Genomic DNA, 15260 nt, shown 5'->3' on the forward strand with positions numbered 1-15260 from the left:
CACTAATGCCCGATCCTCTCCTGCGGGACGGGGACTCGGCGCACCCGTACCGCCAGGAGGATCAGGACGACGGGGAGGAGCGTGTACAGCGCCCACGAGAGAGTGACCGGATTGGCCGTCTCCTCCGAGGACTGCGCGCACCCGAGCACGGGCATCCAGCTCACCATCACGTCCTCGAGCACCAGAGGAACCACCGTCAGCCAGCCGGTCACCCGGCCCAGCGGCCGGTGGCCGGTGCGGGCCAGCAGCGCCCACAGCCCGAAGCCCACCGCGACCACGATCGGCTGCGGGATCAGGATCAGGACGGCCGCCGCGTACGTGATCTCCTCCAAACCGACGAAGCAGTGGACGTCAAAGACCATGATCGAGTGCTCGGTCGTCCCGCCGGCCAGGTCCGCCAGGTACATCGCCTGGGGGATGCTCACCAGCACCAGGGCGACGCCCCACATGATCAGCGGCCACCGCCGGCACAGCGGAAGCGGCTCCCGCCTCCCCTGGACGGCCCGGCCGAGCGCCGGCAGCAGCGCCGCCGCGGCGAGGAAGGCGAGGGCGAGCAGCAGCAGGTCGCCGGAGTCCCAGGGCAGGACCCGCAGCTCCTCGGTGTCGATCGGTCCGCCGATGGCGCTCTGGAGCGCGACATAACGCCGGAACTCCTCCTCGCTCGGCTCGCCGAGCCCGGTGATCGGCGTCGCGGCGGCGGCCACGGCGAGCAGGGCCAGCAGCGCGGCGCCGAGCCGTGGCGCCCAGCGCCGGCGGCGCAGCACCACGACGGGCACGATCAGGAGCGCGGCGACGGCCGCGCCGGTGACGACGTTGGCGGCCTTGGGCGCGATGAGGGCGGGAAGCAGCGGCATCAGGATCGCCGCAGTGCATAAGGCAGGCTCGGAAATTTTGGACGGCACCAGCGACGCGTTTATCGCTCGCGACGCGATCATGTCAAGCCGGTGTGCCTCAGCGGACGAGCAGGTGGACGAGGGCGACCCCGCCTACGGCCACGATCAGGAAGCGTAGCGTCGCGGGGCTGAAGCGGCGGCCCACCTCGGCGCCGAGGCGGCCGCCGAGGGCGGAGCCGGTCGCGATGAGCGCGACGGCCGTCCAGTCGTAGTCCGCGACGAACAGGAAGAGGAGTGCGGCGGCGGCGTTGACCACGGCGACCAGGACGTTCTTGGCGGCGTTGAGCCGCTGGGGTGTCTCGTCGAGGAGCATGCCCATGAGGGACATGTAGATGATCCCCTGGGCGGCGGCGAAGTAGCCGCCGTAGACGCCGGCGAGCAGCAGCCCGGCGAAGAGCCCGCGGCCGGGTGTCTCGCGGTGGCGGCGGTGGCGCAGGAGCCTGCTGATGCGGGGCTGCAGGATGACCAGGACGAGGGCCAGGGCCACCAGGACGGGGACGATCCGCTCGAACGCCGTGGCCGGCAGGGTCAGCAGGAGCACGGCGCCGCAGAGGCCGCCGAGCAGGGCGGCGACGCTCAGTTTCAGGAGGCGCCGGGACTGGCCCTGGAGCTCTCGGCGATACCCGATGGCTCCGCCGATGGAGCCGGGGATCAGGCCGAGCGCGTTGGTGACCGTGGCGGTGACGGGTGGCAGGCCGATGGCGAGCAGTACGGGGAAGGTGATGAGGGTTCCGGAGCCGACGACGGTGTTGAGGGCGCCGGCGCCGATGCTCGTCGCGAAGACGGCGAGCATCTCCCAGGGGGTCACGACGTTCCCGCCGGGTGGGGGGAGGCGCTGCGCATGGCCGGCGGGGTCGTCGTCATGCGGCCGACGTTAGACGGGAAAAGCTTCGGTGCCCGGCGAAGTGTCGCCGCCCACGCGCCGCCGGGGCTGCGGGTGGCGGGCGGCCCGACGGGGCTGTGGGTGGCGGCGCGCCGCCGGGTTGCGGCTGGTGGGCGGTTATCGGGTGGCTTCGGTGCGGTGGGCGAGGGTGGCGATGTGGGAGGCGAGGTCGGGCCAGAGCGGCCTGGGCAGGTCGTGGCCCATGCCGTCGATCACCACCAGCTCGGCGCCCGGGATGGCGGCGGCGGTCGCGCGGCCGCCGCTCGGGTCGCACATGGCGTCCTCCGCGCCGTGGATCACCAGCGTGGGGACGTCGACGGAGCGGAGGCGGGCCGTGCGGTCGTCCGAGGCGATGACCGCGACGGCCTGGCGGGCGACGGCGATCCGGTCATGGTCGCGGTCGTACGAGAGGCCGGCGCGTTCGCGCAGCGCGGCCTCGTCGAAGTCGAAACCGGGCGACCCGGCCAGGCGGAAGATCAGGACCGACCGCTCGATCGCCTCCTCTCGGGTCGCCGGCGGCGGCCCCGCGAACGCGGCCATCGTCTCGGGCCGGGCCTGGCCCACGGACGGGTCGCCCGTGGTGGACATCATCGAGGTCAGCGACCGGACCCGGCCGGGGTGCTCGATCGCGAGAGTCTGGGCGATCATCCCGCCCATCGAGGCGCCGACGACGTGGGCGCTGTCCAGGCCGAGCACGTCGAGCAGCCCGGCGGCGTCGGCCGCCATGTCGGAGAGCGTGTAGGAGGCCGAGGAGGCGTCGCCCGCGAGCGCCGCCGCCAGGTCGGGCTGCGGCGCGTCGTGCAGGTGCGTGGACAGGCCGGAGTCGCGGTTGTCGAACCGGATGACGTGCAGGCCGCGGTCGACGAGCTCCGCGCAGAAGCCGTCCGGCCAGTTGATCAGCTGCCCGGCGAGGCCCATCACCAGCAGCACGGGCGGCGCCTGGGGATCGCCGAGGCGCTCGTAGGCGACCTCGATGCCCGACGGGCCGATGTTCAGTGCCTTTTCGACGGTCACCGACGCATCATCCCCCGGAGATGCCGTCAGCGGGGCGGGCGGTCCCGGGTGAGGCGGCCCGAGACGGCGGGGAGCAGGCCGCGGGGCAGGAAGAGCACGACCAGGATGAGGACGAGCGCGTACACGGCGTACGACAGCACGCCGGGCGCGTACGACGGCATCCCCGGCAGCGCGGCCAGGCTGTTCAGCCCCTGGACGAGCAGCGTGATCGCGGTCGCGCCGACCACGGCGCCCCAGATCGTGCCCAGCCCCCCGACCACGGCCATCACGATGTACTGGATCGAGATGAGCACGGGGAACGAGCCCGGCGCCACGTACCCGGTGTAGAAGCAGTAGATCCCGCCCGCGAGCCCCGCGAACGCCGCCGACAGCGCGAACACCACCAGCTTGTACCGCCCGACCGCGATCCCCGAGGACGCGGCGGCGGTCTCGCTGGTGGCCAGCGCGCGCAGGGCGCGCCCCGGCCGCGAGGCGATCACGTTCCGGGTCACCAGCATCACCAGCGCCAGCCCGATCCAGGTCATGTACGCGTACGCGGACGCGCCGCCAGCCTCGAACGACCCGACCGAGAACTGCGGGATGGCCTGCAGCCCGATGTCGCCGCCGGTGACCTCCAGCTGCCCGGCCAGCGAGAGCAGGATGAGCTGCATGGCCAGCGTCGCGAACGCCAGATGGTGCCCGCGCAGCCGCAGCAGCGGCACGCCGATCACCAGCGCCGACGCGGCCGCCACCACGGGCGCGGCGACCAGCCCGGCCAGCGGCGGCACGCCGTGCAGGGCCAGCAGCGCCGCGGTGTAGGCGCCGACGGCGTAGAAGGCGCCCTGGCCCAGTGACACCTGCCCGGCATAGCCCATCAGCAGCGACACCCCGACGGTGACCATCGCGGCCAGGCCGAGCAGGATGTACACCGCCAGCGCGCTGTCGTCGAGCACCGCGGGCAGCGCCAGCGTCACGGCCGCGACCAGCAGCCCGGCCACCAGGCGGATCATGTCGGCTCCTGTGAGATGACCGAGCGCCGGCTCGCCTGTACGATCATGACGACGATCATGAGACCGAGCGCCACCTCCAGCTGGTGCGATCCGTAGCCGTACCCGGCGGCCATGGTCTCGGCCACGCCCAGCAGCAGCGCTCCGGCCAGCGTGATCATGGGCCGGGTGAGCGCGCCGAAGACGGCCGCGGCGAAGGCGTTCACGATGAGCGTGACGTCGGTGTCGAACGAGATCGGCCGCAGCGGCGTCACCAGCACCCCGGCGATCCCGCCGAGCAGCCCGCCCAGCGCGAACGCCAGCAGCCCCATCAGCCGCGTGTCGATCCCGACCACGCGGGCGGCGTACGGGTTGGAGGCGCACGCCGTCAGCGCCTTGCCCAGGTAGGTGCGCCCGAAGAAGAGCGCCAGCAGGGCGAACGCGGCCGCCGTCACGCCGATGACCAGCAGGTGCTGCGTCTGGACGCGCGCTCCCGCGAGCGTCACCGAGCCCGCCAGGCCGGGCGCCGAGCGCGGCTGGTCGCCCCACAGGACGATCTCGACGGCGTACGCGAGCACGCCCACGCCGAGCGTCACGATCAGGGACGACAGCGGCGTGGTGCCCCACCGGCCGATGGCGGCCAGGCCGGTCAGCAGCCCCGCGAGCGCCGCGACCAGGACGGCGGCCAGCTCGCTCAGCCCGTGCGGGAACCCCAGCCCGAGCAGCGACGACGTGCACAGCCCGGCCACGACCGCGAACGTGCCCTGCGCGAAGTTCACCACGCCCGTGACCCGGTGGATCACGACCAGACCGCTGGCGATGAGCGCGATGGCGCACCCGACCGCGAGCCCGTTCAGCAGGTAGGTGAGGAAGGCGCTCATGTGATCGCCCCGCCCAGGTACGCGCTGGCCACCCGGGGATCGTCGGCCAGCTCCGCGCACTCGCCCTCGGTCACCACCCGCCCGGACTCCAGCACGTACGCCCGCCGGCACAGGTCGAACGCCAGCCGCGCGTTCTGTTCGATGAGCAGCACGGTCAGCCCCTGCTCCCGGTTCAGGTCGGCGAGGTGGGCGGCCAGGTCGGCGGTCACGCTCGGGGCCAGGCCCAGGGAGAGCTCGTCCACCACGAGCGCCTCGGGCCGCGACATCAGGGCCCGTCCGAACGCCACCATCTGCTGCTCGCCCCCCGACAGCACCCCGGCCCGCCGCCCGGCCAGCTCCGCCAGCCGGGGCAGCAGGTCGTACACGGACGAGGGATCCCGCAGGCCCGACCTCCACCCGCCCAGGGCCAGGTTGTCGGCCACCGACAGGTCCGGGAAGAGCTGGCGGCCCTCAGGGATGAGCGCCAGCCTGCCCCCGATCCCCACCGTGCCCGAGGCGGGCCGCAGCAGCCCGGCGAGGGTGTTGGCCAGCGTGGACTTGCCCGCGCCGTTCGGGCCGAGCAGGGCGACCATCTCGCCCCGCCCCACCGTGAGCGTGACGTGGTCGAGCGCGGTCGCGGTGCCGTACGAGACGACCAGGTCCTTGACGTCGATCATGCGCTCTGCCCGAGGTAGGCGGCGAGCACCAGCGGATCGGCCCGCACCTCGGCGGGCGAGCCGTCGGCGATGACCCGGCCCAGGTCGAGCACCACCACGCGGTCGGCCAGCCGGGTCACGAACGCGACGTCGTGCTCCACGAGCAGGATCGTCAGCCCGTCCGCGCGCAGCTCCTCCACGAGCGTCGCGAGCCGCTCGCGCTCCTGGCCGCGCAGCCCCGAGGCGGGCTCGTCGAGCAGCAGCAGCCGGGGCCGGGCGCACAGGGCGCGGGCGAGCTGGAGCGCCCGCTGCTGCCCGATGGGCAGCAGCTCGGCGGGCCGGTCCGCCCACTCGGCCAGCCCCACGCGGCTCAGCACGGCGTCCGCCTCGGCGGTGATCTCGCGCTCGTCGCGCCGGTGCCGCGGCAGCCGCAGCGCCGCCGACACGAACCCCGCACGTGTACGGCCGTGCATCCCGACCATGACGTTCTCCCTGACCGTCATGCCGCGGAACACCCGGGCCGCCTGGAACACGATCGACATGCCGAGCTGGGCCCGCCGGTGCGGCGCGAGCCGGTCCACCCGGTGCCCGCGGAAGGAGATCTGGCCGTGGTCGGCCGTCAGATGCCCGGTGATGAGGTTGAAGAGCGTGGACTTGCCCGCCCCGTTCGGCCCGATGACGCCGCAGACTTCGCCGTCCGCGACGGCCAGGGACACGTCGCGGACGGCGTAGACGCCCCCGAAGGAGCGGGAGAGCCCTGTGATCGTCAGCACCCGCTACCCCGCGCCGACGGTCTTGGTGAGCTGCTCCTTGGCCCAGTCGGTGGGAACGAACTTCCCGTTCTGCACCGTGTTGACCGAGATGAACTCGGGGGAGAGCCCGGAGTGGTCGGTGGGGGAGTAGCGGAAGCGGCCGTTGGGCGTGACCAGGTCCATGGTCTCCAGGGCCTGCTGCACCTTGGGCTTGTCGGTGCTGTTCGCCTTCCTGATCGCCTCAAAGAGCAGCAGGCTCGCGCTGTAGCCGTCCTGCGCGAACTGCGGTGGCGGATAGCCGTGTTTCTGCTGGTACGGCTTGGCCATCTGCTCGATGACCTGCTTCTGCTTGCCGTCGGGCAGATACTCGCCGACCACGCCGATGGCGCTCTGCACCGTCATGCCCTCGGCAGCGCCGCCCATCGGCTCCAGCCACAGCTTGCTGGCCTGCGACGCGGTCAGGAACAGCGGCGTCTTCAGCCCCGAGGCCACGTACTGCTTGGCCGCCGTCACGCCGGGCGCGCCCGAGCCCCAGAACACCAGCGCTTCGGCGGCGGAGTCGCGCACGTGGGTGAAGAGCGGGCTGAAGTCGGAGGTGGTCGTCTCGTACGGCTCGTCCACGGCGACCTTCACGCCGTACTTGGACGCGAGCGCGATCATCGACTTGTGGCCGGAGACCGAATAGGCGCTCTTGGAGTCCCAGGCCACGGCGATCGTCTTGATGCCCTTGGCCTGGATGTACTGCAGGTAGCGCTCGGCGTACATGCTGGACAGGGCGGGGGTGACGAAGATGTACGACTTGATCGGCTCGACCTGCTCCTGGGCGGGGGCGAGCGACAGGTACGGCATCTTGTCGCGCTGCGCGAGCGGCTCGACCGCCAGCGCCGAGTTGGAGAACACCGGGCCGATCAGCACGTCGATGTCGGCCTTGATCTGGTTGTAGGCAACGATGCCCTGGTCGGGGGCGGTTTTGTCGTCGCGCGTGACCAGCTCCACCTTGCGGCCGAGCAGCCCGCCCTGGGCGTTGACCTGCTCGACGGCCAGCTCGACGGCCTTCTTGTCCTCGCTGCCCAGCGGCGTGTAGTTGCCGGTCAGGGAGACGATGAGGCCGACCTTGATCGGGTCTTGAGCACCGCCGCCGGCGTCACCGCCGCAGGCGGCTGTGGCTAACGCGAGACAAACCAGAGAAGGAAGAAGCCTGCGCATTCAGGACCTCCTGGGATGTGGCCCTGAATGTAGGCAGATATATTACGGCTGTCAATAGATTGCCCAATCTCCCCAGGAAGGGCTTAGATGCGGCCTCAGTCGGTGATTCTGACGTTCCTCGGTGATCACGTGTACGGCCGCGCGATCTGCGTGTCCTCGGGCAGCTTCATCGAGGCGTTCGCCAAGGTCGGGATCTCGGAGGAGGCGACGCGTTCGACGCTGACCCGGATGGTCCGCCGCGGCCTGCTGCGCCGCCAGCGCTCGGGCCGCCGCATGTACTTCGGCCTCACCCCGACCAGCGCCGAGGTGCTCAAGGACGGCGAGCGGCGCATCTGGCACAGCGGCGTCGTCAACGACGCGGACGAGGACCGCTGGACGCTGATCGGCTTCTCCCTGCCCGAATCCTGGCAGCGGGAGCGGCACGAGCTGCGCTCGCGGCTGGTCTGGGCGGGGTTCGGGCCGCTGCAGAACGGCCTGTGGATCGCCCCGGGCGACGTGGACGCCGCGCACGTGATCGAGGACCTCGGCGCGAACGTGAAGGTCTTCTCCGCCGAGCCCCGCCGTCCCACCGACATGCAGGCGCTGGTCGGGGACGCCTATGACCTGTCGGGCCTGGGCGAGCGCTATCGGGAGTTCCTGCGCCGCTGGGACCGGGCCGACCCGGCGCCGGACGCGCCCGACGACCTGGCTCGCTCGCTGACGCTGCTGACCGGCTGGCTGGAGATCATCAGGGCCGATCCGCGGCTGCCGCTGCGCCACCTGCCGCACGACTGGCCGGCGGAGAAGGCCCAGCGGGTCTGCCACACGCTGCACGAGCGGTTCAGGCCGGAGGCGGAGCGGATCGTGGAGCGGCTCCTCGACGTTGTGCCGGACGAAACTTGGGCAGAACGGTGACAGCCATCGCCTAGTGGCCTAACTTGAGGGCTTGAGCGTCGAGGAGCGCCGATGCGGAATCAGGGGATTGGCTCGTGGCCCGCACGCCGGGCCCGCATGACGCCCGAACGGGTGGCGGTGACGTACCGGGGACAGGACCGCACGTACCGTGAGCTGAGCGAGCGGACGTACCGGCTGGCCTCGGCGCTCGGCGTGGGGCGCGGGGAGCGGGTCGCCTTCCTCGGGGTCAACCAGCCCGCGGCGGTGGAGACGTTCTTCGCGGCGGGGCTGGTGGGGGCCGTGTTCGTGCCGCTCAACGCCCGGCTGGCCCGGCCGGAGCTGCGGTTCATCCTGGAGGACGCGCAGGCGTCGGTCCTCGTGCTGGGCGAGGAGCAGGACGGCGCGGGGCTGCCGGGGCGGCACATCGGGGCCGCCGACTATGAGGCGCTGATCGCCTCCGGCTCGCCCGAGCCGATCGACGAGCCGGTGCGCCAGGACGACGTGTGCCTGATCATGTACACGTCCGGGACGACGGGACGCCCCAAGGGGGCCATGCTCACCCACGCCAACCTGACCTGGAACACCTTCAACCTGCTGGTCGACGTGCCGCTCGCGCACGACGAGGTCACGCTGGTCGGCGCGCCGCTGTTCCACATCGCGGCGCTGGCCCAGACGCTGCTGCCGACCGTGCTCAAGGGCGGCCGGGTCATCCTGGAGCCCTCCTTCGACGTGGACCGGACGTTCGACCTGATCGAGGCGGAGCGGGTGACGGTGATGTTCGGGGTGCCGTCGATGTTCGGCTTTCTCACGCGGTCGCCGCGCTGGGCGGGGGCCGACCTGTCGAGCCTGCGGCACCTGCTGTGCGGGGGCGCGCCGGTGCCCGAGCCGCTGATCCGGATCTATCAGGATCGGGGGCTGACGTTCCTGCAGGGGTACGGCATGACCGAGACGGCGCCCGGCGCCCTCTTCCTCGGGCCCGAGCACTCGATCGCCAAGGCGGGCTCGGCCGGGGTGCCGTGCTTCTTCTCCGACGTACGGCTGGTCGCGCCCGACGGCTCTCCAGCGGGTCCCGGCGAGCCGGGTGAGGTCTACGTACAGGGGCCCAACGTCATGGCCGGCTACTGGCGGCGGCCGGAGGAGACCGCGAAGGTGCTGTCGGCGGACGGCTGGTTCCGCTCGGGCGACGTCGGCGTCGCCGACGAGGACGGCTACGTGCGCATCTCCGACCGCCTCAAGGACGTGATCATCTCCGGTGGCGAGAACGTCTATCCCGCCGAGGTGGAGAGCGTCCTGTTCGGGCACGACGCGGTCGCCGAGTGCGCGGTGATCGGCGTGCCGGACGAGAAGTGGGGCGAGGTGGGCAAGGCGCTGGTCGTTCCGGCCCCGGACGCCGCGATCGAGCCCGACGAGCTGCTGGCGTACCTGGACGGCCGCCTGGCCCGCTTCAAAATCCCGAAATATCTGGAATTCGTCCCCGAATTGCCGAAGAACGCGGCGGGCAAGCTGCTCAAAGCCCACCTTAGACAGCTCTACGGGCACAACCTTGACGACCAGAGGAGATGATCTGCGAATGCGCACCTCGCCGCCGTTCCGCGCGGACCACGTCGGCAGCCTGCTCCGCCCGCCCGCGCTGCTCCGCGCCCGCGAGACCCTCACGGGCGACGCGCTGCGGGAGGCCGAGGACGAGGCCGTCAGAGAGGTGGTACGCCGCCAGGAGGAGGTCGGGCTGCAGAGCGCCACCGACGGCGAGTTCCGGCGGGCCTCGTGGCACATGGACTTCATCTACCGGCTCGGCGGCATCGGCCAGGCCACCGACGAGCACATCACGGTGCGCTTCCACAACGAGCAGGGGGACATCGAGTTCACCCCGGCGGCGCTGCGCGTGCACGAGCGGATCCGGCTGAACGAGCCGATCTTCGCCGACGACTTCACGTTCCTGCGCGACACCGTCACCAGGCGTAACAGCGGGGTCGTGCCGAAGCTGACCATCCCCTCGCCGAGCATGGTCCACTACCGGGGCGGGCCGGCGGCCATCGACCCCGCGGTCTACCCGGACGTGGAGGAGTTCTGGCGGGACCTGAGCGCGGCCTACGCCGAGCAGGTGCGCAGGATCGGCGCGCTGGGGTGCACGTACCTGCAGTTCGACGACACGAGCCTGGCCTACCTGAACGACCCGGCCCAGCGGGCGGAGCTGAGCTCGCGCGGGGACGACGCCGAGCACATGCATCTGCGCTACATCAAGCAGATCAACGCCGCCCTGGCCGCCAAGCCCGCCGGGATGACGATCACCACCCACATGTGCCGGGGGAACTTCCGCTCCTCCTGGGCCGCCTCCGGCGGGTACGACTTCGTGGCGGAGGCGCTGTTCGGCGAGCTGAAGGTGGACGGGTTCTTCCTGGAGTTCGACGACGAGCGGTCCGGCGGCTTCGAGCCGCTGCGTTTCGTGCCGCCGGGGAAGATGGTGGTGCTGGGGCTGGTCACGACCAAGCGGGGCGAGCTGGAGTCGAAGGACACGCTCAAGCGGCGGATCGACGAGGCCGCCAAGTTCGTCGACCTCGACCAGATCTGCCTGTCGCCGCAGTGCGGGTTCTCATCGACGGTCGAGGGCAACCAGCTCACGGCCGACGAGCAGTTCGCCAAGCTGCGCCTGATCGTCGAGACGGCCCAGGAGGTCTGGGGCTAGCCCCCATCCAGCCGTCGCGCGTGACGAGAGCCCGGGCCGGCACCTGCCCGGGCTCTCGCGGCCTCGTTATCGGATGACGATCGTGGTGAGTGCCCGCGGCTGCAGCGTCACCGTGCGGCCCGTCACCGGGGACGGGGTGAGCGAGTTGGCGCCGTCCGTGAGGTACGCGGTCGCCCGGCCGCGCACGCCCTGCCACGTGACCGGCGCGGTGCCCGTGTTGAGCACCTCGACGACGCGCGAGCCGTCCGGGTTGCGGAACGCGGAGACCTTCAGCGCCGGGTCCGCCGCCGCCGTGTCCAGCCGGACCGCGCCCGGCCGGATGAACCTGCTGTACGCCGCCAGCGCCCACAGCCGCTTCGACACGCGATACGTCTTCGCCGTGTCGTCGAGCTGCAGCAGCGCCCGGGTCGAGCCGCGCGAGCCGCCCAGCCAGTAGACGTAGCCGCTGACGTTGCCCAGCGTGAGCGCGTCGTGGACGGCCTGCGCGATCGCGAAGCCGTCGTAGCCGCTGCCGTCGTCCCAGTTCTCGTTCCAGGTGCTGCCGTTCGGGTTCCACTCCGACATCCAGGTCCTCCTGGTCGTCGGCAGGGGGCCGTCCACGGGGCTGGCGTAGGTGTGCCCGGTGTGGGTCTTCACCCAGCGGCGGGCCTCGGGGTCGGCCTCGATCGCGGCCGTGTACGCCTTGGCCTGGTTCCAGCCGAACGAGTCGCAGCAGACCACGTGCGTGCCCTTGGCCACCGGGCCCAGCACCTTGGCGAACTGGGCGGCCTGCTCCGGGGTGAAGCGCATGGAGGCGTACGAGGCCGTCCAGTCGGGCTCGTTCGTGAACCCCAGGTCGGTGATCTTGATGCCTTCCTTGGCGTAGAACTTCGTGTACGCCACCAGGTAGTTCGCGTAGGCCCGCTGCCACTCGGGCTTCAGCGTGCCGCCGCCCTTGTCGTCGCCGTTGTCCTTCATGTAGCCGGGCGCGCTCCAGGCGTCGGCGAAGAACCGCTTCACGCCGTACGCCTGGGCCGCCTTGGCCACCCACACCTGGCTGTTGTCGTCGCCGTCCCACACGTACCTGGGCGGGGCGTCCGGGCCGCCGGGGTCCTCGGGCTGGATCGACACCATGTGGTCGTACGGGCTCCCGGCGGGGGAGGAGCCGATGCCGAGCCGCAGGATGCTGAGCCCGGCGCCCTTCTCGCGGTCGAACCACAGGTCCAGGACCTCCCGCTGCTGCGACTCCGGCAGCGCCTTGAGCAGCTCGTTGCGCCGGAACGCCTGGGAGATGCCGAAGCCGTCGATCTCCTGGTGCCTGACGTGCTCGTTCACGGTGATGGTGGGGGGCTGGGAGGGATTCACCGCAGGGAGGCCGAGCAAGGCGACCGCGACGACTCCACGAAACATGACGCCTCCGAAAGTTTCGGATTTATATCGATATGTTTCATCGACATCGCCGGAACCGTAAGCGCTCCAGGGGCCTCCCGTCAACCGGTGTTCGGACTGCGAGTCAGTGCGCGGACTCGGCGCGTTCCTTGATGGTCAGCAGCTGCCTGCGCATCGCCATGAAGTCGGCCAGGTCCATCGAGGCGAGGTGGGCGGTGCCGCGCACGCCGGGCTGGGCGCGGATGCGTACGCGGCAGACCATCCGCGTCCTGCCGTCCAGGTCGCGCAGGGAGATCGAGCAGGTGGTGGTGGCGTTCTCGCCGCGCTGGGCGAGCACGAGCGTGTGCGGCGGGCCGGCCTGCTCGACGACGTACCCGGTGCCGTCGGACGCGGGGTGCAGCACGTCCCCGACCTTCAGCGCCTCCTCCGTGGCAGGAGGTTCGGGGGTGCCGCCGCCCGGCCGGTAGCCGCCCAGCCGGACCACCCAGGCCCAGACGGCGGCCGGGGGAGCGTCGACGGTGACGGCCCTGGTGGCCTGGTACTGCGGGGACCGTACGAGGTCGTCGCCGGCCATCTCGCCGTGGACCTCGCGATCGTCGGCGCCCCAGCGGAGGTGCCACGGACGGACGGCGAGCACGTAGCCCGCCGCCGCACCGGCGGCCAGCCTCAACAGTGACCTTGTCCCTAACATCACGACTCCTTCGTGTCGACGGTGAGGTGGGGCGGTGCCGGGGGCCCGGCGCCGCCCCGGTCGTGTCAGCGGCCGAAGGCGATGGTCCGGCCCGCCTTGACGCGGTTCGCCTGGTAGGTCACCTGGTCGATCGAGGTGCCCTTCGGGTCCACCAGGACGACGGTGTCGCCGCCGTTGTCCAGCCGCAGCCCGCCGTCCAGCGTCACCCGCAGCGCGGCCCCGGCGTCGATGCGGCCGGTCAGCGCCTTACGCCCGCCGGCGGCGTCCGACAGGGCCCAGCCCTCGAGATCGATCGCGGCCGGAGTGAGGTTCAGCAGGGTGATCGTTTCCTGGCCGCGGTCGGCGCCGGCCGGGTCCGGGAGGGCCGCCACGATCAGCAGGTCCCCGGCCGCGACCAGCGGCGGCTTGACGACGGTGCCCGGCGGCGCCGGGTCCGGGGCGATGATGAACTCCTCCGGCCACACCGTGAGCTGGAGCTGCTGCCCGGCCCCCTTGATCACGTCGTGCAGGTTGCCGCGTTCGAGCTTGGCGAGCAGGAACACCTCGTCGTCCCGGTTGACCGGGTCCGCGCGCAGCCAGGCGTCGAAGCCGTCGAAGTCCGTGAAACCGGCCGCGAGGTACGGCACGATGCGGCGGAACAGCTTCGGCCACATCACCAGGCCCTCGGCGTCGGCCAGGCCGGTGACGGCGGCGGCGCCGTCGGGATCGGCGGTCGAGCCGGGCCAGATACCGGCGGCCTTGCTCCTGGCCGCCTGCGACACCTCCGCCAGGTGCGTACGCAGCTCCCCAGGCAGCGTCGCGTAGAACGCCGGATAGACCAGCCCGCCGGCCAGCAGCGTGCCGTTGACGGACGCGTCCACGAGCGCCGGGTCCAGGAACACCGAGGCTCCGTCGGCCCCCGGATGGTCACCCGCGTAGGCGAACCCGATCAGCCGGCCGTTCGCGTCGACCCCGTTCGTGAGCACGTGCCCGCGGACGGAGTCCTGGTCCGCCGACTTCACCTTGTTCGGCAGGTCCTCCCAGTAGCGCACGTTCGTGAACCCGAGGAGGCGCAGCAGCTCGTCCCTGGCCGCGTTGGCCCCGGCGAGCTGCTGGTGCGTCTCCTCGAAGTGGGTCTCCAGCGCGTCGATGGCCTCCAGGCGCACGGAGACACCGCGGCGGTTGATCTTCGGCGGGTGGCCGGAGCGCCGCGGCAGCGCCTCCACCAGCGCGGGCGAGTCGGGCAGGAACTTCACGGTGTCGCCGTCGGGCTCGGGGCCCTGCCGCGGGAGATCCGCGTACCGGATCACGAAATTCCCGCGTAAAAGCGTGTAAGTCATGGATTGCCCCCCATCTTGTGGCGAGCGGAGCGTAACCCGCGCACCTCGCGGCGTCCATGGGGGGCGCGGCCGGTCAGTCGAGGCAGAACTCGTTGCCCTCGGGGTCGGCCATCACGATGTGACCGGCACTGAGCGGGGGAGCCGGCTCGTGGCGCTGGAGCCGGGTGGCGCCGTGGGAGACGAGCCGGTCGGCCTCCGCCTCCAGGGCCGCCATCCGCGCCTCGCCCGCGAGCCCGGGGGCGGCCCGCACATCGAGGTGCACGCGGTTCTTGGCCGTCTTGCCCTCCGGCACCCGCTGGAAGAACAGCCGCGGCCCGGAGCCCTCGGGGTCGATCAGCGCCGAGGCGTCGTTGCGGCGCTCGGGCGGCACGCCCATCGCCTCCAGGGCCTGCTCCCACGACTCGAAGCCCTTGGGCGGGTCCTGCAGCCGGTAGCCGAGGGCCTCGGCCCAGAACGCGGCCAGCCCGGCCGGGTCGGCGCAGTCGAAGGTGATCTGAATGTCGCGGGCCATCTCAGCTCGCCTCCCGGTCGGTGTGCAGGTAGAGGTCGCGCAGCAGGCACACCTCCGCCAGATGGTGGATCAGTTCGCGGTTGATGTGCAGCACCAGCGCCGCCAGCGGGAACTCTGCGTAGGGTCCCTCCGCCTCGCCGCACGGCCCGGCGAGACCGGCTTCGCCGAGCGACTCCACCCCGGCCAGCCAGGCGGCGTACTCGGCGTCGAGCTGGGCCAGCGCCGCGCCCGCGGTCGGAGCGTACTCGAAGGATTCGTAGTCGGTGGGCGTGCGGCCGAAGTGCGAGGCGTTGCGCATCGCGAGCACGCCGACGATCACGTGCCCGAGCCGCCAGGCGATCGTCGTCAACGGCGGCGGCTCGGGCATCGGCATCGCGAAGTCGATGGTCATCGCGCCGGACCCGGCGCGCACCGGCGCGGTGCCGGTGCCGCGCGGCCGCACGCTCCAGCAGCCGGGCGCCGGCTCCCAGAAGTACTCGTCATCGGTGAGCCCGTCGAGGCGATCGCGCAGCTGATGGGTCCAGTGCCAGTCGGTCTGATCCCGCAGCAGGGTGTTCCAGTTCATGGGTCAAGCCTCCCGCACATA

At 71.8% G+C, this 15260-nt stretch carries 16 protein-coding genes; 3 read left to right on the forward strand and 13 right to left on the reverse strand.

What is annotated here, in order from left to right; translation table 11 throughout:
* Positions 1-2: 2 nt before the first annotated feature.
* From ACFKCF_RS08340 to ACFKCF_RS08375, 8 genes are all read right to left on the reverse strand, one after another.
* A complete protein-coding gene (locus tag ACFKCF_RS08340; RefSeq protein ID WP_394492344.1) occupies positions 3-854 on the reverse strand; it encodes a hypothetical protein in 852 nt (283 codons plus the stop codon).
* Between the two features lie 97 nt (positions 855-951).
* Complete coding sequence (locus ACFKCF_RS08345; RefSeq protein WP_394492346.1) at positions 952-1701, reverse strand: sulfite exporter TauE/SafE family protein; 750 nt, start codon at positions 1699-1701, stop codon at positions 952-954.
* Positions 1702-1893: 192 nt separating this feature from the next.
* Complete coding sequence (locus ACFKCF_RS08350; RefSeq protein ID WP_394492347.1) at positions 1894-2790, reverse strand: alpha/beta fold hydrolase; 897 nt, start codon at positions 2788-2790, stop codon at positions 1894-1896.
* 26 nt (positions 2791-2816) lie between these two features.
* The gene (locus ACFKCF_RS08355; protein ID WP_394492349.1) at positions 2817-3779 is read right to left on the reverse strand and encodes a branched-chain amino acid ABC transporter permease; all 963 of its coding nucleotides are present in this window, start codon (positions 3777-3779) and stop codon (positions 2817-2819) included.
* A complete protein-coding gene (locus ACFKCF_RS08360) occupies positions 3776-4636 on the reverse strand; it encodes a branched-chain amino acid ABC transporter permease (RefSeq protein WP_394492351.1) in 861 nt (286 codons plus the stop codon). Before ACFKCF_RS08360 ends, ACFKCF_RS08355 begins: the two co-directional genes overlap by 4 nt.
* A complete protein-coding gene (locus tag ACFKCF_RS08365; RefSeq protein WP_394492353.1) occupies positions 4633-5292 on the reverse strand; it encodes an ABC transporter ATP-binding protein in 660 nt (219 codons plus the stop codon). Before ACFKCF_RS08365 ends, ACFKCF_RS08360 begins: the two co-directional genes overlap by 4 nt.
* The gene (locus ACFKCF_RS08370) at positions 5289-6044 is read right to left on the reverse strand and encodes an ABC transporter ATP-binding protein (RefSeq protein ID WP_394492355.1); all 756 of its coding nucleotides are present in this window, start codon (positions 6042-6044) and stop codon (positions 5289-5291) included. Before ACFKCF_RS08370 ends, ACFKCF_RS08365 begins: the two co-directional genes overlap by 4 nt.
* 3 nt (positions 6045-6047) lie before the next feature.
* Positions 6048-7229: an ABC transporter substrate-binding protein gene (locus tag ACFKCF_RS08375; RefSeq protein ID WP_394492357.1), complete on the reverse strand. Its 1182-nt coding sequence runs from the start codon at positions 7227-7229 to the stop codon at positions 6048-6050.
* A gap of 102 nt (positions 7230-7331) precedes the next feature.
* On the opposite strand from ACFKCF_RS08375, the gene ACFKCF_RS08380 reads away from it, so the two are divergent.
* The 3 genes from ACFKCF_RS08380 to ACFKCF_RS08390 are packed head-to-tail and all read left to right on the forward strand — an operon-like array spanning position 7332 to position 10785.
* Positions 7332-8123: a PaaX family transcriptional regulator C-terminal domain-containing protein gene (locus tag ACFKCF_RS08380; protein WP_394492359.1), complete on the forward strand. Its 792-nt coding sequence runs from the start codon at positions 7332-7334 to the stop codon at positions 8121-8123.
* A gap of 51 nt (positions 8124-8174) precedes the next feature.
* Positions 8175-9665 (forward strand): long-chain fatty acid--CoA ligase, encoded by a 1491-nt coding sequence (locus ACFKCF_RS08385; RefSeq protein ID WP_394492361.1) that lies wholly within the window; start codon positions 8175-8177, stop codon positions 9663-9665.
* Between the two features lie 7 nt (positions 9666-9672).
* Positions 9673-10785, forward strand: a complete 1113-nt coding sequence (locus tag ACFKCF_RS08390) for a 5-methyltetrahydropteroyltriglutamate--homocysteine S-methyltransferase (RefSeq protein ID WP_394492363.1) — start codon at positions 9673-9675, stop codon at positions 10783-10785.
* Positions 10786-10851: 66 nt separating this feature from the next.
* Here the strand turns inward: ACFKCF_RS08390 and ACFKCF_RS08395 are convergent, their stop codons facing one another.
* From ACFKCF_RS08395 to ACFKCF_RS08415, 5 genes are all read right to left on the reverse strand, one after another.
* Positions 10852-12129, reverse strand: a complete 1278-nt coding sequence (locus ACFKCF_RS08395) for a glycoside hydrolase (RefSeq protein WP_394492365.1) — start codon at positions 12127-12129, stop codon at positions 10852-10854.
* A gap of 148 nt (positions 12130-12277) precedes the next feature.
* A complete protein-coding gene (locus ACFKCF_RS08400; protein ID WP_394492366.1) occupies positions 12278-12844 on the reverse strand; it encodes a hypothetical protein in 567 nt (188 codons plus the stop codon).
* A 65-nt stretch (positions 12845-12909) separates the two neighbouring features.
* Positions 12910-14163, reverse strand: a complete 1254-nt coding sequence (locus tag ACFKCF_RS08405; RefSeq protein WP_394492368.1) for a lamin tail domain-containing protein — start codon at positions 14161-14163, stop codon at positions 12910-12912.
* A 73-nt stretch (positions 14164-14236) separates the two neighbouring features.
* Positions 14237-14674 (reverse strand): VOC family protein, encoded by a 438-nt coding sequence (locus ACFKCF_RS08410; RefSeq protein ID WP_394492370.1) that lies wholly within the window; start codon positions 14672-14674, stop codon positions 14237-14239.
* Position 14675: 1 nt separating this feature from the next.
* On the reverse strand, positions 14676-15239 hold the full coding sequence (locus ACFKCF_RS08415) for a DinB family protein (protein ID WP_394492372.1): 564 nt from the start codon (positions 15237-15239) through the stop codon (positions 14676-14678).
* Positions 15240-15260 lie beyond the last annotated feature (21 nt).

This window comes from Nonomuraea sp. JJY05 (genome assembly GCF_043496855.1).
Taxonomy (GTDB): Bacteria; Actinomycetota; Actinomycetes; order Streptosporangiales; family Streptosporangiaceae; genus Nonomuraea.